This window comes from Psychrobacter jeotgali, assembly GCF_904846315.1.
GTDB lineage: Bacteria > Pseudomonadota > Gammaproteobacteria > Pseudomonadales > Moraxellaceae > Psychrobacter > Psychrobacter jeotgali.
Genome location: NZ_CAJHAF010000001.1, coordinates 2661510 through 2680615 on the forward strand (window position 1 = coordinate 2661510; position 19106 = coordinate 2680615).

Below are 19106 nucleotides of genomic sequence, written 5' to 3' on the forward strand. Positions count from 1 at the left end.
CTTCAACCTAGCCTACGCAAAAACTCTAGCTAGTATCATTTTGAAGATTCAAAAGCCCCGATAGTGTAATGCTATTGGGGCTTTTTACTTTCCATTAGTTCTAGTCGGCAAAAAATAAAATTGATATGTTGATATCGACGTGCTGCTGGGATGAGTTTTACTGGCGTGCTGTGTCTACGCTGACAGAGGCTGCGCAAAATTCATCCCAGCAGCACTACACTGTACCGATTTTAAAAGGTCTTAACTATATAAAATGCTCTTCTATACCACCTCTCCGCAAACAAAGCCGCTCGCCCACGCCCACTGAAAATTATAACCGCCAAGCCAGCCCGTTACATCGAGCACTTCGCCGATAAAGTACAGCCCCTCCTGTAATTTACTTTGCATGTTTTTCGAGGACACTTCATCGGTTTTAATACCGCCGCGGGTGACCTCAGCAGTACGATAACCTTCGGTGCCAGAGGGTTTGAGCTGCCAGCCGTTAATGGTTTGTCCAATCTCGGTTAAGCGCTCATCTTTAATATTCGACAGCTCCGTATCTTTAATATCCGCCCAAAGCATGGTTTGCAGAGTGGCAAGAAGTTTTTTAGGTAAAGCGTTACTGGTATTTTCGCTCAACACCGTGCGAATCAGCTGCTTTGGATGCGCCTTTTTATGGGTTAGTAATAGCTCAGTGATATCAGTTTCGGGCAATAGATTAATCTCAATGGTTTCGCCTGCATACCAATAATTTGACAGCTGCAGCATGGCAGGACCAGACAGACCGCGATGGGTAAAGAGCAGGGGCAACTTAAATGCAGTACGGCTATTACTGGCAACGACTGGTAAGCTAATACCCGCTAGCGCTTTTAGCAGCTCACCGGTTTTATCGGTAAAGGTAAAGGGCACAAGACTGGCATCAATAGGCGTAAGCGTATGTCCAAATTGCTGCGCGAGCTCATAACCAAAGCCGCTTGCGCCTAAAGTAGGGATAGATAAGCCGCCGGTGGCAACTACTAAGGACTCGCAGCTATAAAGGGTTTGTGTAGGTTTTAGATCATTGAGCTGCTCTTTTTGTTCTCTCTTACCTAGCTTTTTAGTCGTCACTATTTTAAAGCGTTTATTTTCCTTACCTTCATTGTTAGCTTTATTGTTAGTTTCATTAACTGTCACTTGATCAATTTGGGTGTTAATACGTACTTGCACACCGACAGCAGCACATTCAGCGAGTAGCATAGTAACGATGTCTTTAGCCGAATCATCACAAAATAGCTGACCGTGTTCACGCTCATGATAGGCAATATGGTGTGCCTCAACCATGGCGATAAATTCCCAGCTGGAATAACGGCTCAGCGCTGATTTACAAAAGTGAGGATTGTCACCAATAAAATGCTCAGCCTCAACGAAGTAATTGGTAAAGTTGCAGCGACCACCACCTGACATCAGGATTTTTTTGCCAACTTTATTGGCATGATCGAGTACCAGCACCCGGCGACCACGGCGACCGGCGGTAAGCGCGCAATATAAACCTGACGCGCCAGCACCGATGATGATGACGTCATAATGAGTAGTATTGTTATCCATAAAGCATCCGATTGTAAAATTCAGTCATTATAAAAGATATTAGGGCGGCTTACCTGCTCACAAGACAAAAGAGATTTAAAGATAGTTTGCAAGTCATGGCAAAGCAGATAAAAAATCAAAATAAATGAGCGCTCTAACCCATAAGTGCACAGCTGTGCAGCCAAATTGTTGTCATTGATGGTTGATGTCTTGCATCAGTGAGGCTTATTTGTCAAACTATAGTCAAGTGTCATGCATTAAGGAAGATGACCTTTATTACCAGTATTAAGACTATCGGCAATGATAGTTGGTACCGGTCATAATAACTAAAAAGGATACTATCATGACTCAGAAATCATTTCCCCTTACGGCTGAATTTATCGCCGCCGCCAATACTACTGCCGAGCAATACGCTAATAATTATCAGCAGTCTATTGCTTCATCTAAAGCCAGTGATAACTTTTGGGCTGAGCGTGCTGAATGGATCGATTGGTTTAAAAAACCAACCAAAATCAGCGATGTTAGCTATGACTTAGACGACTTTCGGATTAAATGGTTTGAGGATGGTGAGCTCAATATCTCTGTCAATTGTTTGGATCGCCATCTAAGAAACAACCCCTATAAACCGGCCATTATTTGGGAGGGGGACCACCCTTCACAGCACAAGATTGTCTCCTTTAAAGAGCTACATGCCGAAGTTTGCCGCCTAGGTAACGCTATGCGCAAGTTGGGTATCAAAAAGGGTGACCGTGTGACTCTTTATATGCCTATGATACCTGAAGCGATGGTTGCTATGCTTGCCTGTGCGCGTATTGGAGCCGTACATTCGGTGGTGTTTGGTGGCTTTTCAGCAGACAGCTTGGGCAACCGTATTATTGATAGCCAATCGAAGCTAGTCATTACCGCTGATGAAGGCTTGCGTGGTAATAAGCATACGCCGCTCAAGGTTAATGTTGATCGGGCGCTGGATATGGATGGGACTCAAAGTGTAGACAAAGTCATCGTCGTGCATCGGACGGGTAACTCAATCCCGATGAGTGGCCGCCGCGATGTTTGGTATCATACCCTAATTGGCGGTGAGAGTGAGCACTGTGAGCCTGAAGTTATGAATGCCGAAGATCCGTTATTTTTGCTTTATACTTCCGGCTCAACCGGTAAACCTAAAGGTGTGCTCCATACTACTGGCGGCTATATCACTTATGCGCTCTCAACTTTTCGGGATGTGTTTGATATAAAAGACGATGACGTCTACTGGTGTACCGCTGATGTGGGCTGGATTACCGGTCATACTTATTCCACCTATGGACCACTTGCTAATGGCACCACGACGGTAATGTTCGAAGGCGTGCCCGAATATCCTACGTGGGCACGGGTGGGGCATATTATTGATAAGCATAAAATCAGTGTGCTATATACCGCACCTACCGCTATTCGTTCTATGATGAAAGAGGGCGATACCTTTGTCCGCGAGTCGGATCGCTCGAGTTTACGCCTGCTCGGCACGGTTGGCGAGCCCATTAATCCAGAAGCGTGGGATTGGTATTATCATGTGGTGGGCGGCGGCCGATGTCCGATTGTTGATACGTGGTGGCAGACCGAAACCGGTGGTATTTTGCTGGCACCTATTCCAGGTACGGTAGCGCTTAAACCAGGGGCAGCGATGAATCCTCTGTATGGTATCAAGCCTGAAGTAGTGGATAGTGACGGCGAAGTGCTTGAAGGTCCGGCCGAAGGTAATTTAGCCATCAGTAATAGCTGGCCTGGGCAGATGCGTACTATCTATAATGATCATCAGCGTTTTTTGCAGACCTATTTTACTGAATATCCAGGTTACTATTTTACTGGGGATGGTGCCCACCGTGATGAAGATGGACATTACTGGATCACTGGCCGAGTTGACGATGTATTAAATGTCTCGGGGCATCGTTTAGGCACAGCAGAGGTTGAAAGCGCAGTAGACGCTCATCCGGCTACCGTTGAAGCTGCGGTAGTGGGTATGCCGCACGATATTCGGGGTGTAGGTATAGCTGCTTTTATTATACTAAGATCAGGTGAGGTCGCAAACGAATATCTAAAGTCTGAAATCAATCGTCATGTCCGTAATGAGATTGGTCCGATTGCTAATTTAAACGCCATTTATATCGTTGACGCTTTACCTAAAACCCGCTCGGGCAAAATCATGCGCCGCATATTACGTAACCTTGCGGCTGGGCAGTATGTCGGGCTTGGCGATTTATCTACGCTTGCAGATAGCTCAGTGATTAACCAAATTATTGAGGTAGTTAAAGTTGAGCGTGAGCAAAACCGAAATCAATGTTAATGCTCAAGATATACTAATGCTAAGCGTTTAAAACTAAATATCTAAAACTAAGCAATTAGAACCATCATAAAATAACTATTAAAAGGTCATGTTGTCATAAGCAACGTGGCTTTTTGTTTATGTATCTCGTTTATGATATTTACGGACGCCAATCTGTTATAAACTGTACCTCACTATTTAATCGACACTTTAAAAGGCTCCTCATAATCATGACTGATCTATCTTCTCCTGCCACTGATATTATTGACTTTAATAATAAAGCCACGCCTAAGATTGCTATTATTGGTGGCGGTCTTACCGGTTTGTTTACCGCTACTTTATTGGAGCGCAGTTTTAGTCAACGAGGAGGTCGTTCGTCATCAGATTCTAAGTCGATTTTGAGCTTGCCAGAGATTCATATTTTTGAAAAATCTCGTAGTGTTGGCCGTCTAGCCACACGCTATCGCACGGATAATAAGACGAATAGAAATTGGCAATGGGCCTTCGGAGCCCAGTTTTTCACTGCCAAATCAACGCCTTTTTCACAATTTATTAAGCCGTGGTTAGAGACGGGTTTATTGCAACCTTGGTGGGCAAAAGTAGTTGATTTAACACCTATTGATGAGCTTACTGAGCATAGCAATCAAACACCTGTTATAGATTATAAAGAGCAGTGGGACGCCATTCACGCCCGTTATATTAGCACCCCAAAGATGACCAGTTGGGGGCGGGAGCTGGCAGGTCAGTTGCAGCATACCATTATTAATTATAAAACTCGGGTAGCACCATTAAGCCAACACTCTTTTATAGAAAGTAGCGCCAAAAAGACCGAACTTTTTGATGAGAAAGGCGCTAGTTTAGGCCAATTTGATTGGGTGATTTGTACTGCGCCTAATATTCAGGCCATGGAATTGATGGTGGATAGCGGTTTTAATGAACAAGCTAAAATAACGCAACCAAAAATGCTCGCCTGCTACACGCTGATGCTGGGTTGGGAAGATTTGCAAACGCTACCGAATACTTTACAAAGTACAAGCCAGCAGCTATGGGATGTGGCTTATGTGCAAGATTCAATACTGGGTAGAGTATTTGTTGAGCATCAAAAGCCTGCTCATGATAATCTGCTGCCAAGCGTTACGATTCATGCGCGTAATGATTGGTCAGAGCAACATGTTGATGAAGATATCGAATCTATACAAGCGCAGTTGCTAGCAGCTGCCAAGCAAGCATTGAACTGGAATGACAATACCGCGCCGAGCCAAGTGGATTGTCACCGCTGGCGTTATGCTGCAACCGCCGCTGATGCTAAAAACGATGCACTCGGAATACTAGTCGATAATGAACATCAGTGGATCGTCAGTGGCGACTGGTGCGGGCAGGGGAATATCGAAAGTTGCTATCAAATGGCGGAGGAAACCGTTCAAACTATGACAGCTACTATTAACTATATGGCCACTAACCACCAGGACATATAGATTCGCAAGGTACGCCGTCTTTATCACGATCCAATTTAGTGTTGCCGCATTTCAATGCTTGTTTGGCTTGCTCACAACTTACCATCTCTTTACAAGTGCGCGGGAGGTTTTTGCACTGTGCGCCGCCTTTACCTTTGACAAATAAAGGATGGTCGATTTCGACATCATTGTAAAATGGGCTTTGCGTCCCATTGTTGACATTGACAGCAGCATTTGAAGTGCCGGAAAGGATAGACAATGCAGCGGCAAGAATGAGTTTCTTCATAATAGAAGTCCTGTGCTAAGGTTCAACTAGAGCTAAAAAGGCAGAGATTAGAGTCGACTACACCTTTGTTTAATTAAATAAAAGGTTACTATAGCCAAAAGGTGTTATTTGGGCAATAGTGACTCCTCATTAACCTTCAATATGCTTCTTCTAAGGGTTTAAACAAAAAAAGACCCACAGAGGAGAACCTGTGGGCTGAGGAAAACGAGATAAATCAAAAAGTATAATGACAATTACTTAAATTACTGTTTTCATTAAAACTAAAAGCTTAAAAGCAGTCATAAAATTAAATAATCCGTAGGCTCATTTAATATTAAACTAGTGATATCAAACTAGATCGAGTATACATATGTTTCCTACTATGTTCATCATAACGGATATAGTAGGAGTTATACCAGCTTTATTACATGAGATTACGTTTAAAAAAAATAACATACATTGTCATAATTTGAAACATATCTTTATATTCGTAAGGATATGCTACAGGCATTGGTACATATGGCTTTAAGTCTCGTTGATGAAGAAATATCAGTACTATAAGTATGGTTTTGAGGTCTGAAACCGTCTAATCTGCCATTATATTAATATCGATGCGCCCACACAGACGGCATGACGGCTGCCACGAAAAATGCTAAGCTAGCGTTCATCATTATGTCGATATCAAATTGGTTTTGTCATGACCGAAAGTACACGTCTAAATACGCAGCAAGCGCCAAGCGAAAAGAGCATTTTCAACTTACCGAACAATCTTACGATTGCCCGTATTTTGATGATTCCGTTGTTTGTGGCGATCGCTTATTGGCCCCCAGCTATGGGCATTGGTATGCCTGCCATTTCTGACAACGTCATCGCTCGAGTGGGTATGAGTGAGTTTAGTGATAGCTTACTGCGTCATTTATTGCTGACAGGGGTGTTTATTATCGCAGCGATTACCGATTGGCTTGACGGCTACTTTGCGCGTAAGCTCAATGTGATGTCGGCTTTTGGACGCTTTTTGGATCCAGTCGCGGACAAATTGATGGTAGCAGCGGCACTTATTATTCTGGTGCAATGGCACCCTAATATTATTATGGCGATTGCGGCGATTGTGATTATCTCCCGTGAGATTGCGGTATCGGCATTAAGGGAATGGATGGCAGAGCTGGGCAATCGAACCAGTGTTGCGGTTTCTTATGTCGGTAAGCTCAAAACGACTTTTCAGATGATTGCTATTACGGTGTTGTTATTGAACTGGGAGTCGCTTGAATTAATAGGCTATGGTTTAATGGTCGCTGCAGTGATTTTGACCTTGTGGTCGATGATGATCTACCTAAAAGCCGCTTGGCCTTATCTCAAACAAAGTGGTTAGGATGAAAAGTGGGTAGGATAAAAAGTAGTTAAGTCTATAAGATTAAACCTCCAGTATTTGAACAAAGAAACGCCAGTGGCATTAAGCCACTGGCGTTTTTTATCAGATGAGACAAAGGATCAATATTTATAGACTTTTATAGCTCTACTGAAAAGGTTTCGCCCATATCTTTAGCCGTTTCGCCTTCTTGTACTGCTGCTGCAGCCATCTTAAACATATTTACTGTAGAGCTACCACTAATCCAGCACTCTGCGCCTTTTGGTACGATTTTAATGAGTTGTACGTTTGGATCTTCTTTACCTTTAGCAAAAAAGGCATTGTAAACGGGTGACCAGAGCTCTTCTAACTTGTCCTTATCATCCGATAATTCGGCGTCACCAGTGATGGATACAAAGTCTTTATCATCTTGGCTGGCATAAGTTAAACCAATGTTGGAGTTATCCTCAATGTCTTTTACCACGTCTGAGGTTTTATCACCAATAAACCAAATCTCACGTCCAGCGATGCTAGCTTCGTTGGTGGTCATCGGCCAAGCATGAAGATCACCTTTTTTATTGACCGTGCTCATCATAGCGAATTTTATATCTTTAATAATCTCTTGAATTTTATCGATATGGTCTTGTTTACTCATGGTATATCCCTTTATTTTATTAAGTTTAATTTAACGTTTATTTGATATTTTAAAATTAAAAGTTTGAAAATTAATATATTAGAACCAGCGATAGGCATTTATTATTATTTTTATAGTGAGGTTTTTAGTTATTATTTTGCCTATTTGCTAAGTAAAGAATAACGATATCAATGCTGTTAAAGTATAGGCTGCCCGTAATGCGATGTGAGAGTTTGTAAAAAGCACAAGGATTAAGTAAAAAAAACGATGGTTTTGTGCCTTTTTAAAAGACCAGGTTTCGTGACTTTGACTAATGAGCGGTTTCTTCTATCCTAAATGCAGAGCCACCAACACTGCAATGATAAATTTATCACGCTTTATACCTGCTTATTATGGGGCTTCTTGTTATAATGCGCAGACCATTTATTTTGCATGGCAGTGATGCCTATCTTTGCCACTCCTTGCTTATATCCTAGGGAATATGTCTTTATGATGACTATCGCCGGACAGCCGTTTTTGACCGATTTTCAGACCCAGCAGCTTATCAATCAATTTGCGCAGAAGACTGAGCTCAACGTGACTCAGATCAGTACCCAACAGGTCTATGTCTTATCACGTGAGCTTGTCGGTGATGAGCATAAAAAGGCGCTGGATTTATTTGGCATTGATAATAATATTGAGTTGGTAACGCCCAAAGACGATCAAATTCAAATGATTGTTAGCCCGCGCTTTGGCACTATCTCACCTTGGGCGAGTAAAGCGACGGATATCTTTAATAATTGCGAGATTCAGATTCATCGCGTTGAGCGTGTCATTGTTTATACATTGACGATAGAGGGTGCGGTTCAGGAGACACTGCCAACAGCGGCGGAGCGTTTATTGTTTGATCGTATGACCCAAAGCTTGGTTTATGATTTAGCAAAGGTTAGTAAATTGTTCGATGATGAACCGCCAGCAGGGCTCAATCATATCGATGTAATGGGTGCAGGAAGAGAAGCGTTAGAATCTGCCAATATCGAATTTGGTTTTGCCTTATCGAGCGAAGATATCGACTATCTGATAAATGCTTACGTCAATGATTTGCAGCGCAATCCAACCGACGTTGAGCTGATGATGTTTGCGCAGGCCAACTCTGAGCATTGCCGTCATAAAATCTTTAATGCTCAGTGGACGGTCGATGGCAAAGTGCAGCCCAAGTCTCTGTTTCAGATGATTAAGAATACTTATCAAGCCAATCCGCAAGGCATCTTATCCGCTTATAAAGATAATGCGGCGGTCAGAACGGGCTCAGAAGGTCAGCGTTATTATCCGATTCCTGTTGCTAATGGTGAGGACCCTCAAGATGCCAATTCAGCTCATATTTATGACTTTCATCAACAAGCTATCGACATTTTAATGAAAGTCGAAACCCATAACCATCCCACGGCGATTGCCCCTTATGCGGGCGCGGCAACGGGGGCGGGCGGTGAGATTCGTGACGAAGGCGCAACCGGTCGTGGCGGTAAGCCAAAAGCAGGTTTGACTGGCTTTCATGTCTCGCACTTACATATTCCTGAAATGCCGGAGAAATGGGAGCAGTCAGGACAAGTCAGCACCCAAGATTACGGTACGCCGGAGCGTATGGCGACCAGCTTGGAGATTATGACCGAAGCCCCATTAGGTTCAGCTAATTTCTCTAACGAGTTTGGTCGTCCAAACTTGTGTGGTTATTTCCGTAGTTTTCAATTAGACACCTCAGCCGCCAAAGACGGTAGCGAGATGCGTGGCTATCATAAGCCCATCATGCTGGCGGGTGGTTACGGTAATATCAAACGCAACCTCATTGAGAAAAACCCGATTCGTGAAGGTGATTTACTTATCGTCCTTGGCGGCCCTGCGATGCAAATCGGTCTGGGCGGCGGCGCGGCGTCTTCGGTCGATAGCGGTTCGCTGGATGAAGGTTTAGACTTTGCTTCGGTACAGCGTGATAACGCCGAAATGGAGCGCCGCTGTCAAGAAGTCATTGACCGCTGCTGGGCGCTTGCCGGTAACGATATCGAAGTCAGCAACAACAGTAAAGACGGTAACCCTATCGTCTCTATCCACGATGTCGGTGCAGGCGGTCTGTCCAATGCGATGCCAGAATTGGTTGACGACCATGATATGGGCGCGCACTTAAATCTGCGTAAAATCCCATCATTAGAGGCGGGCATGTCACCAATGGCGATTTGGTCAAATGAGGCGCAGGAGCGTTATGTCCTCGCAATTCGCCCTGAAAGTAAAGATCAGTTCGATGCCATCTGTGCACGCGAGCGTTGTCCGTATGCCATTTTGGGCAGCGCCACGGAAGTCCGTCAGCTGGTGGTCGATGATGATTTATTAGACGCGCAGCCTGTCGATATGCCGATGCAAGTATTATTGGGTGGGACGCCGCAAATGCAGCGTAGTTTTGAGCGTCAAGCAAACGAGCTGGCTCCCTTAGTGTTGAATGACTTTGATTTAACCGAGTCAGTTAAAGACGTGCTGCGTCATCCTACCGTTGCCAGCAAATCATTCCTGATTAGTATTGGTGACCGCTCTATCACCGGTATGGTGGTGCGCGATCAGTATGTCGGGCGTTATCAAGTGCCGGTCGCTGACTGCGCCATTACCGCATCCGGCTTGCTCAATCTTGACGGTCAACCGATGACGGGTGAGGCGATGAGCATTGGCGAGCGTACGCCGGTGGCCTTGATTGATCCCAAAGCCTCAGCACGTTTGGCGGTCGGCGAAGCGATTACTAATATCGCTGGTGCGCGCATTGCCCAGTTATCAGACATCACCATGTCGGCGAACTGGATGGCAGCGTGCGGCAATGACATGGAAGATGCGGCGCTATTTGACGCCGTACACGCTATCGGTGAAGAGTTATGTCCAGCACTTGGCATCGCTATTCCTGTTGGTAAAGACTCGCTATCGATGCGTGCTAATTGGACAGACGACAATGCTGAGCAGGACAACCAAGATAAATCCGTGGTCTCACCCATGAGTCTGGTAATCACTGCTTTTGCACCGGTTGTCAATGTCGCCAAAACCTTAACACCAGAATTAATCAACGGTGATAGCGCTTTTTACCGGATTGACTTATCCAAAGGTAAACTGCGCCTTGGTGGCTCAATCCTTGCGCAAACGGCAAGCCAACTCGGTAACCAATGCCCCGACCTTGATAAACCTAGCGATCTAGTCGACTTCTTTAACTTTATCCAAGCCGGTAACGAACAAGGCGTTGTCGCTGCCTATCACGATATCGGTGATGGCGGGCTGCTAGCGACTATCGCTGAGATGCAATTCACCAGCCGTCAAGGTATCAAGCTGTCACTGGCTGATGACAACTTGCTTGGTCAGCTGTTCAGCGAAGAGCTGGGCGCAGTCATCCAAGTCTTGCCCGAAAACGTCGCTAAGTTAATCGAGCTGGCAGACGAATATAACGTCAGCGATATGCTGAGTCTCGTCGGTCAAAGCACGGAAGAGGACAGTCTTATCATCCAAACGCCTTTGCATCAAGGCGAGGATACTCTGCGCTTTAGCCGTAGCGAGCTGCAACAAGAGTGGAGTCAGGTCAGCTATCAAATCGCCCGCCGCCGTGACAATCCGGCCTGCGTGCAGCAAGAGTATGATTTAATCAGCGATAGCACTCATAAAGGCCTCATCGCTGCGCCAAACTTTGACCTCAATCAAAAGGTTGAAGCGCCGTACTTAAACAGCCGCGACACAAAGCCTAAAGTTGCTATACTCCGTGAGCAAGGGGTCAACGGTCAGACCGAGATGGCAGCTGGCTTTACTCAAGCGGGTTTTGAGGCACTTGATGTACATATGAGTGATTTGCTTGAGGGTCGTATTGATTTGCGCGACTTTGAAGGCCTTGTTGCTTGTGGCGGCTTTAGCTACGGCGACGTACTCGGCGCAGGATCGGGCTGGGCAAATTCCATCTTGTTCCATGACGAGCTGCGCATGCAGTTTGTACGCTTCTTTGCCCGTCCCAATACGTTTTCCTTGGGTGTCTGTAACGGCTGTCAGATGATGGCGCAATTGAAAGACCTCATCCCCGGTGCAGAAAACTTCCCTCGCTTCATCGCCAATCAGTCGGCACGCTTTGAAGCCCGTACCGTCAACGTCAAGGTCGAGCGTACCAAATCCATCCTGTTTAAAGGCATGCAAGACAGCATCCTACCCATTGCCGTTGCCCACGGTGAAGGTTATGCCACGCTCAACGCGATAGAAATAGACGGTATGGAAAAACACGGTCAGCTCGCCATGCGCTACGTCGATAGCCAAGGTCATCCGACCGAGACTTATCCATTGAATCCTAACGGTTCGGTAGGTGGCGTCACCGGACTGTGTAGCACCGACGGCCGCGTCACTATCATGATGCCGCACCCTGAGCGTAACCTGCGTGCATACAATCACAGCTGGAAACCCGAGCAGTGGGATGAGGACGGCGCGTGGATGCGGATGTTCCGTAATGCAAGGGCTTGGCTAAGATAGGCTAAGCTAAGCTTGTTTAAATCATTATTTTGGACATAAAAAAAGGTGGGCTTCGGCTCACCTTTTTTTGTTTGGGGTTTTCAAGATAGCGAGAATATTGACTTAACTTTGACATCAAGTGATGTGGCGTAGGTTGGCGTGGAGCTTGCGACACCCAACGTTTTATTAAAGATACTATTAGCCATATACTTCAATGGAGTATATAATAAGAAATACCTAAAAAGGATTTTAGATGCTACATTTCATAGAAACCCCGTTATTTACCAAGCAAGTGCTTAAATTGTTAGACGATGATAGCTATAAAGAGCTACAAGTAAATTTAATTAATAATCCAGACCAAGGGGATTTAATTCAGGGTACGGGCGGTGTTAGAAAAACCAGATGGGCGCTGAATCAAGGTAAAAGCGGTGGCGTACGTATCATCTATTATTTTGTTGATAGTCACGGCGTATTTTTTATGTTGCTTGCCTATCCAAAAAACAAAAAAGTTAGCTTATCAAATCAAGAAAAGTCTAGCTTGTATAAGCTAACCCAACAAATCAAAGAGGTCTATAACCATGAATAATGAATTTTACGATGACCTATCTATGTCACTAAATCAAGCATTAGCAATAGCCAAAGGAGAGACTGAGCCCAGCCGCAAGTTTAGTCATGAGATGCCTGATATCAAATCAATTCGAGCCAAAACTGGACTGTCACAACAGCAGTTTGCTGATAAGCTTAATATTAGCCCGCGTACCTTACAAAACTGGGAACAAGGTACTAGAAATCCAACAGGAGCGGCGATTACGCTTATGCGATTGTTAGATAAGCAGCCTGACTTGATTGCTGAAGCTTGATGTTTTATGGGAGCTAATCCTGAGAAGCGTTAAAAAATTGCACTGCAATTTTAGCTTCGCAAGTGAAAGTTCCTTGAATGGAATTTTCTGTTCCGCTTGTATCTACCAGTCTGGGCAAGGCGCTGGCTAAGGGAGAGGCGTTCCAACATTCGAGCGATCACCTCTAGCCAAGCCCCCGCAGCCCAATTACCAACCAAGGATATCCGCTGCAATCAGGGCTAGCGGTGATATCGTGTTCTTGCTACCATCAACTATAATGTTAACTTAAGATGAAAAAATCCTTTCTCTCATACGAAAGTATAAACTTCTAATCTAAATCGTAGTGATTATAAGAATGTCGAAACAGAAAAATACGGCTGGCGGTAGTGCCACTGAAAGAGGAATTGATTTTCAGGCTCGCGTAAGTGCTATCGTACTTACTTGCCTGATTACTGAGCAACCTCTGAGTTGGATTGAAGATAATTCCACTATTATACCTATTAATTGCCAAGCGGAGACTGGTGGTTCTGGCGATGATATCGCCTTTACAAGTTCCAATGGAAAATGCTTTGAAATTCAAGTTAAAAGAGGATTTAGAAAGGGAGATGACTTATGGGATGCTTTAATAAAACTTGCCAAAGCAATTGTTTCAAATGACATTGATTATGGGGTTTTAGTTGTCTGTCCTGATTCATCTGGAACGATAAGGAAAGACTTAGCTCAAGATATTATTAGGATGGGTCAGGGTAGATTTGACGGAATTAAAGATATATCAGTTGAGTTTAAGGGTAAACTGGAAGATCAAGGACTTAATGTTTTGAGAGTCTGTTCTTCACTATATATACAAACTGTAAATGCGGTTGAAGGAAACAATGACGCTGAATCTCTTGCAAAGAATATGTTAGAGCGTGTGTCAGATGATACTGAAAAGGCGTGGAAAATTCTAGTCGAGAACTCTAGAAGAATAATAAAAATTAAAGGAAACCTAACACTTCAAAGTTGTAATGAGCTTTTTAAAAATAATGGTATAACTGTAAAATCAGGAAATAAAACAAATATTCAGCTATTTAATAAAGCTTACCAATACAATAAAAATGCTTATTCTGCAATATCAATTCTGAGTGTACCAAAACCTATCGACCTACAAAGTATATGGATTCCTTTAGAAGCAGCTATTGTTAGTGATGAAGAGAATGAAGATTTAAACTTAGACTCAACTGTCGAACGGTATCAAAACTGGTATAAAGAAAAACGTCATTATGACACTATCATTGACTCCTTCACCTTTGGAAGATTTATAAAAAAGTGTGTTGTCATAGGTGGCGCTGGTATAGGAAAAACAACGCTACTCCGTAAACTAGCTTTAGATTATAGTGACAAAGGATATTTTGTTCTATTCGTTAAATTGTCAAAACTAACGGATATTCTATCAGATAGTAGCAAAGGTTTCGAAGAATGCTTGCTAGATTGTGCGTTCGATAGAACGATTCAAACTAATAATACTAGTTCCTTATTAAAAAATGCAGTGATATTAGCTGATGGCTTAGATGAATGTTTTCAAAACCAACCAAAGATAATTGAATACTTTGCAAAATTGGCGAAAGACTATCCTGAATCACGAATCTTGATATCAACTCGTCCAATAGGCTATAAGCTAGGTTTAATAAGTGATTGGCGACGTTACGAACTCAATCCCATTGACGATGACGAATTTAAAAATGCAGTAAAGCAACTCACTTCGGTTATTTCTCCAGAGGTACAAATCGACGAAGCTGTTTTAGAGCAAATAGAAACCGCCAAAATCAGTGATCTAGTTAAGAGAAACCCACTAATTTTGAGTCTGGTTGTTGTTCTCGTAAAAAAAGGAGTAGAGGCAAATACTAACTATGCATCATTGTATAGGCAATTATTTTCTTTAATTGAAAGAGAGAGTTCTAGTAGAGAGGTATCAATAGAGCTATCGAAAATTCAATTACAAGAATTTTTGTATTTGTTAGGATGGATAATATTAAGAAACGGATATAAGCCCCTAAAGGAATTAGTGATTCTATGTTACGAAGAGTGGAAGGAAGAGCTACAACTTTCAAGATTTCAAGCAATCGAACTAATAGAAGATTGTATTAAATATTGGGTAGCTAAAGGAATTATTGAGAAGGTTAATGACCTAACAGATGAGACTGTCTTATTTATACACAAGACTCTAGGAGAATATGCGGCAGCTGAATTTCTAAAGAATCAAAATATTAGTATTAAACAACAGTTTATTTTAGAAGCTTTTTCGAACTCACAATATAGTGAAACTTTAACTTTTCTTAGCCACTTAGGCCTAAGCTCTAAGATTTTAGCATTATGGAATGAGAAATACTCTGCTGATAATAAGCCAAAAAATATCAATATATACGATTTTATACTGCACGCAGGTATTGACTATAATTCAGGTGAAATAGAAAGCTTTATAAGTTTATGTTGGGAAATAACAGAGGATTCCTTTTCTACAAATCGTTATGTAAGCGGAGCAATTTTATGTCATATTGCTAAAAATACATGGAGTAGAATTAAACCTAGTGTTGAAGAAAGGCTTAATTCTATTGACGACTGGGTTTCATTTACTGCACTAAATTGTGAACTGATTAATAAAAGAGAGATAACTTCGAATTATATTGATATCTGCATTAGAAGAATAGAAAATAATTTTAATCCTATTAAGGTTGATAGGCTGCTTAAAAGTGGAAACAATATAAAGATAGAAATAAAGAATAACTTTATAAAATTGTTGCTGACTAAGTCGTTGCAAGGAAAAAATAAAAAAGTTTTAGAAACTATTGAAAATTATATTAGAAACGAGAGTAGTAGTTTTAGTATAGGTCTAATATCAGACATTATAAAGGAATACTCTAAACACGAAAAGTCAATACCCAGCTATAGTTTTCTAGAAAGTAGCTTGTTTTCTAAAATGATGAAAAAAGAAATAGCTCCAGTTGTTCATGTTTTTAATAGTGAAGATTTTGAAAAGAATGAAAAAATTAAAATTAAAAACTTCTTTAAAGCTTTCATTGGTACAAAGAGTAGACTCGATAATGAAATTTTAGAGTTTAAAGATATGATAGAGTTAAGTGCTTTGATTAGGTTGTCTAGCATAATGGAGATGTATGTACAGGACTTTAAAGTATTTTACTCTAACGTTGTAGAAAATGATGATAGAACATTCATTTTTTTATCAATAGCTAGACTGAATGACTTAAATTATGAAAGTGTACTGAACCAAGCAAGTTCAGTAGTTAATGAGATTGAAAAAATACCAGATGATGAATCTTTCATGTACCCAATAAATAATTTACCTCGGGTAGATATTGAGTTCGAAGTAATAAATCCATTAAATGTACAGTTATTGACTCGTATTAAACAACTTATTTTAACTAATGAAAGGTTCTTTATAGCGAATGCTTGCCGTCTGTTCTTATCATATCCTAAATCAGAAAGCTTTGAGACATACTCAGAACTCATAAAATATGGAGAAGGTCTATCGCTTTTATATGTAGGCGCTATGAATGAGCATTATCAGGGTTTAGATAATGATGACACGATTCAAAAAGTAGTTGTAGAAAAGTTGTTGAGCAATAATTTAGTAAGTGGCTGTGAGCATTTATACCAATATGTTAGAGAACCATATAACGAGCGCCACATTCAAATAATTGAAAAAGGTCTTAATTCAATAAGTCCTATTGTCGCAATTGAAGCAACAAAACTACTTGATAGAATGTCACCTAATTTAATAAGCCTAGATAAGGTGAAAGATTTTTATTTATTATGGCAAGATAAAGAGGAGCCATATCCAGTCAAAGGTGGAACTGTTCCACATACGCCAAGAGAAAGTTTAGCGAAAATACTAATTGAACATCATTATCATGATGAAAGTTTTATACAACAAATGATTTTAGATACTAGACCCAATATTAGGAAGCAAGCGACACAACCTTTCGTTGATTATTGTAAGGATTCAAGCCAGTTAAGACACTGGCTTATAGATAAAATTAAAAGCGAAGAGGTAGAAGCAGATTTATTAAAGAAATGTATTGCTGAAGACGTTTTTTTGAAGGATAGCTATCTTGTCTTAGAGCTATTAAACAGTGAAAGTATTGATATTAGGGAAAGTGCTTTAAAAATATTAGACGCAAAATATTTTCCTGAAATAGAGATAAAAGCTCATGCAAAAAAGCTATTAAATGATGAAGTGATAGAAATTAGACAATCTGCTAAAAAAATATTAGACACATAGTTATATTATTATTTGTGAAAAGGTACGTTTCACATAACTACTCATCGTCTGAACCATCTCGAGCCTTTTTTTGAGCCTCATCAATCAACTCCTTCACCCTAGCACTCTCTCTCAACACACAAGCCTCATATTCAGAAAGCGACTCAGCCTCCTGTTGCTGCTGACTTTCCTGCTCCTCTTTAGCCTTTTTTCTTAAATACTCTTCAAGTCTTTGTTGCTCATCTGATTGTGAATGACTCATGATTGACTCCTTATATTATTTATTTCCCGATGCTGCTATCCGACTGAGCATAGCGGCTAATCGTTCATTATTTTCTTCAATATATTTATCACCCAACGCTAATATTTCATCCGGCGATTGTACCGTTTCAGGATACTCTTTAAGACCATTTTGAATAGTGGCATTACCATTGGAGACCATTTTGGACAGGCTTTCTTTAGTCACTTCAAAGTGACATTGCCAAGCCAATACCCAAGTGCCACGCCGTTTATGTTTTGCCGTCTGATAAATAAAGCCTTGATTTGCCCAAGCTTCCGTCTCTGCAATAATACTCGCGCCTTTTGGACAGTCAAAACCATCACCATGGAAGTGAAATACCATAAACGGCTGTTTGGGTAAGTCCTGTAATAAAGGATGCGCTTGTCCTGCTTGCGTCAGCCACATCGGCAACCAACCAATTTCTCTTACTCCAGAGGGCTTAACCTCAGCACCCAAACAATGGGCGACAAGCTGCGCACCTAAGCAAACTCCGATAACAGTTTTGCCTGCATCGATACTTTGTTTAATGAGACGTTTTTCAGCGATTAACCACGTATGCTGGTCTTCATCATGGACGCTCATTGGCCCGCCCATGACGATCAGCCAATCAAAGCTATCAAGCGCTGGCAATGAGTGGTTATCGTAAGAACGACTGACCGTAATAGGGTGGTTATGAGCGTTTGCCCACTGTTTGATAAAGCTTAAATCCGCATAATCTGTGTGAAATAAAGCGTGAATACGTAGGGTCATGGGACACCTCATGAGCAAATATCGATTAGTAAATTAAATATAGTTTTGCGAAGGTTCTGAAAACTAAAGTCTAATATCAATAAAAGTTATCTTGACCCGCATACTTTTTATTCAATGCCTTTAGGATAGCATAGGTTTCCAAATCCATCTCACCCGTGGGCTGCTGCGGATGAAAATGCAGTTGAAACGCATAGACTACATCGCGACTGGCTTTGTCCCACTCGTCACTATCATTGATATGATAGCCGTACTCTCTTAATTCCTTTTTAATCTCGGGTATGGTTACCGTTGCAAACTTATTGATATTCATAAAAAACTGTTTATCGGCTTCATCGTACCAAGCGCCGATACCATACTCTTTATATAAGCGTTGCCAAGGGAACTTGGCACCCGGATCGATTTTACGTGACGGGGCAAGATCAGAATGGCCGATGATATATTTAGGTGAGATGTCATAACGCTTAGCGATATCTTGCACCAGCTCAGCGACTTTTTTAATCTGTAATTCATCAAATGCCACATAGTGCTCATACGGACGATATTCCAAATTATCGTCTTTGAGTGCGCCTCGAAACTGCGGCTGAATCCCAGCATTGACGATCTCGATACCGATAGAAGTGTCGTTGAGAATTTTTCTACCTGCAAATCCGCCATCGCCAGCGTGCCAAGCACGTTCATTTTCTGATACCAAATTATAGATTTTATTATCCTCTTTATCTAAAACCAGATAGTGCGAGCTGACTTTGCCTTGGGTCAGTAGTTTTATTGATCTGTCATTATCACTGACCGTATAGTGTAGGACGATGAATTTGACTCGCTCACTTTTGCCTTGGGATTGGTAGGTTTCGCTATCGACAATGTAACTTTCGGTGGTGGCAACTGGAGAAGTGGTCGTCACGCAGCCGATTAAGGGTAATGTCAGTAAGGATGTTAATGCTAAAGCAGTGATGTTTTTTGCCAT

At 42.0% G+C, this 19106-nt stretch carries 13 protein-coding genes; 7 read left to right on the forward strand and 6 right to left on the reverse strand.

The genetic code is table 11. The annotated features are described in order from the left end of the window. Nucleotides 1-261 precede the first annotated feature (261 nt). Nucleotides 262-1563 (reverse strand): BaiN/RdsA family NAD(P)/FAD-dependent oxidoreductase, encoded by a 1302-nt coding sequence (locus JMX18_RS11050; RefSeq protein WP_201587709.1) that lies wholly within the window; start codon nucleotides 1561-1563, stop codon nucleotides 262-264. Between the two features lie 322 nt (nucleotides 1564-1885). Between JMX18_RS11050 and acs the strand changes: the two genes are divergently transcribed. Continuing rightward, nucleotides 1886-3862 (forward strand): acetate--CoA ligase, encoded by a 1977-nt coding sequence (gene acs, locus JMX18_RS11055; RefSeq protein WP_201587710.1) that lies wholly within the window; start codon nucleotides 1886-1888, stop codon nucleotides 3860-3862. 209 nt (nucleotides 3863-4071) lie between these two features. Beyond that, a complete protein-coding gene (locus JMX18_RS11060; protein ID WP_201587711.1) occupies nucleotides 4072-5316 on the forward strand; it encodes an NAD(P)/FAD-dependent oxidoreductase in 1245 nt (414 codons plus the stop codon). On the opposite strand, the gene JMX18_RS11065 is transcribed toward JMX18_RS11060, so the two are convergent. Beyond that, nucleotides 5297-5581: an excalibur calcium-binding domain-containing protein gene (locus JMX18_RS11065; RefSeq protein WP_201587713.1), complete on the reverse strand. Its 285-nt coding sequence runs from the start codon at nucleotides 5579-5581 to the stop codon at nucleotides 5297-5299. The genes JMX18_RS11060 and JMX18_RS11065 overlap by 20 nt on opposite strands. A gap of 676 nt (nucleotides 5582-6257) precedes the next feature. On the opposite strand from JMX18_RS11065, the gene pgsA reads away from it, so the two are divergent. Continuing rightward, nucleotides 6258-6929, forward strand: coding sequence for a CDP-diacylglycerol--glycerol-3-phosphate 3-phosphatidyltransferase (pgsA, locus tag JMX18_RS11070; protein WP_201587715.1), 672 nt, complete (start codon nucleotides 6258-6260; stop codon nucleotides 6927-6929). 136 nt (nucleotides 6930-7065) lie between these two features. Here the strand turns inward: pgsA and JMX18_RS11075 are convergent, their stop codons facing one another. Then, nucleotides 7066-7560: a pyridoxamine 5'-phosphate oxidase family protein gene (locus JMX18_RS11075; protein WP_201587717.1), complete on the reverse strand. Its 495-nt coding sequence runs from the start codon at nucleotides 7558-7560 to the stop codon at nucleotides 7066-7068. Nucleotides 7561-8028: 468 nt separating this feature from the next. Here JMX18_RS11075 and purL point away from each other — a divergent pair, with 468 nt between their 5' ends. From purL to JMX18_RS11095, 4 genes are all read left to right on the forward strand, one after another. Then, the gene (purL, locus tag JMX18_RS11080; RefSeq protein WP_201587719.1) at nucleotides 8029-12042 is read left to right on the forward strand and encodes a phosphoribosylformylglycinamidine synthase; all 4014 of its coding nucleotides are present in this window, start codon (nucleotides 8029-8031) and stop codon (nucleotides 12040-12042) included. Nucleotides 12043-12274: 232 nt separating this feature from the next. Further along, entirely contained in the window at nucleotides 12275-12607 is a 333-nt protein-coding gene (locus JMX18_RS11085) for a type II toxin-antitoxin system RelE/ParE family toxin (RefSeq protein WP_201587721.1), read from the forward strand. Continuing rightward, nucleotides 12600-12881, forward strand: a complete 282-nt coding sequence (nadS, locus tag JMX18_RS11090; protein WP_201587723.1) for a NadS family protein — start codon at nucleotides 12600-12602, stop codon at nucleotides 12879-12881. Before JMX18_RS11085 ends, nadS begins: the two co-directional genes overlap by 8 nt. A 334-nt stretch (nucleotides 12882-13215) precedes the next feature. Then, the gene (locus JMX18_RS11095; RefSeq protein ID WP_201587725.1) at nucleotides 13216-17136 is read left to right on the forward strand and encodes an NACHT domain-containing protein; all 3921 of its coding nucleotides are present in this window, start codon (nucleotides 13216-13218) and stop codon (nucleotides 17134-17136) included. A gap of 37 nt (nucleotides 17137-17173) precedes the next feature. Here JMX18_RS11095 and JMX18_RS11100 read toward each other — a convergent pair whose 3' ends face one another. From JMX18_RS11100 to JMX18_RS11110, 3 genes are all read right to left on the reverse strand, one after another. Further along, nucleotides 17174-17377 (reverse strand): hypothetical protein, encoded by a 204-nt coding sequence (locus JMX18_RS11100; RefSeq protein ID WP_201587726.1) that lies wholly within the window; start codon nucleotides 17375-17377, stop codon nucleotides 17174-17176. Between the two features lie 15 nt (nucleotides 17378-17392). After that, nucleotides 17393-18145 carry a type 1 glutamine amidotransferase gene (locus JMX18_RS11105; protein WP_201587729.1) on the reverse strand — a complete coding sequence of 251 codons (753 nt, stop codon included), beginning with the start codon at nucleotides 18143-18145 and terminating at the stop codon, nucleotides 17393-17395. Between the two features lie 76 nt (nucleotides 18146-18221). Then, nucleotides 18222-19106, reverse strand: coding sequence for an N-acetylmuramoyl-L-alanine amidase (locus JMX18_RS11110; RefSeq protein WP_201587731.1), 885 nt, complete (start codon nucleotides 19104-19106; stop codon nucleotides 18222-18224).

Bases quoted from the DNA above. Each gene is read 5' to 3' on its own strand.
- JMX18_RS11085 (WP_201587721.1), top strand. From the start codon at position 12,275: ATGCTACATTTCATAGAAACCCCGTTATTTACCAAGCAAGTGCTTAAA.
- JMX18_RS11075 (WP_201587717.1), bottom strand. From the start codon at position 7,560: ATGAGTAAACAAGACCATATCGATAAAATTCAAGAGATTATTAAAGAT.
- JMX18_RS11095 (WP_201587725.1), top strand. From the start codon at position 13,216: ATGTCGAAACAGAAAAATACGGCTGGCGGTAGTGCCACTGAAAGAGGA.
- purL (WP_201587719.1), top strand. From the start codon at position 8,029: ATGATGACTATCGCCGGACAGCCGTTTTTGACCGATTTTCAGACCCAG.
- pgsA (WP_201587715.1), top strand. From the start codon at position 6,258: ATGACCGAAAGTACACGTCTAAATACGCAGCAAGCGCCAAGCGAAAAG.
- JMX18_RS11105 (WP_201587729.1), bottom strand. From the start codon at position 18,145: ATGACCCTACGTATTCACGCTTTATTTCACACAGATTATGCGGATTTA.
- JMX18_RS11050 (WP_201587709.1), bottom strand. From the start codon at position 1,563: ATGGATAACAATACTACTCATTATGACGTCATCATCATCGGTGCTGGC.
- JMX18_RS11110 (WP_201587731.1), bottom strand. From the start codon at position 19,106: ATGGCAAAAAACATCACTGCTTTAGCATTAACATCCTTACTGACATTA.
- JMX18_RS11100 (WP_201587726.1), bottom strand. From the start codon at position 17,377: ATGAGTCATTCACAATCAGATGAGCAACAAAGACTTGAAGAGTATTTA.
- JMX18_RS11060 (WP_201587711.1), top strand. From the start codon at position 4,072: ATGACTGATCTATCTTCTCCTGCCACTGATATTATTGACTTTAATAAT.
- acs (WP_201587710.1), top strand. From the start codon at position 1,886: ATGACTCAGAAATCATTTCCCCTTACGGCTGAATTTATCGCCGCCGCC.
- nadS (WP_201587723.1), top strand. From the start codon at position 12,600: ATGAATAATGAATTTTACGATGACCTATCTATGTCACTAAATCAAGCA.
- JMX18_RS11065 (WP_201587713.1), bottom strand. From the start codon at position 5,581: ATGAAGAAACTCATTCTTGCCGCTGCATTGTCTATCCTTTCCGGCACT.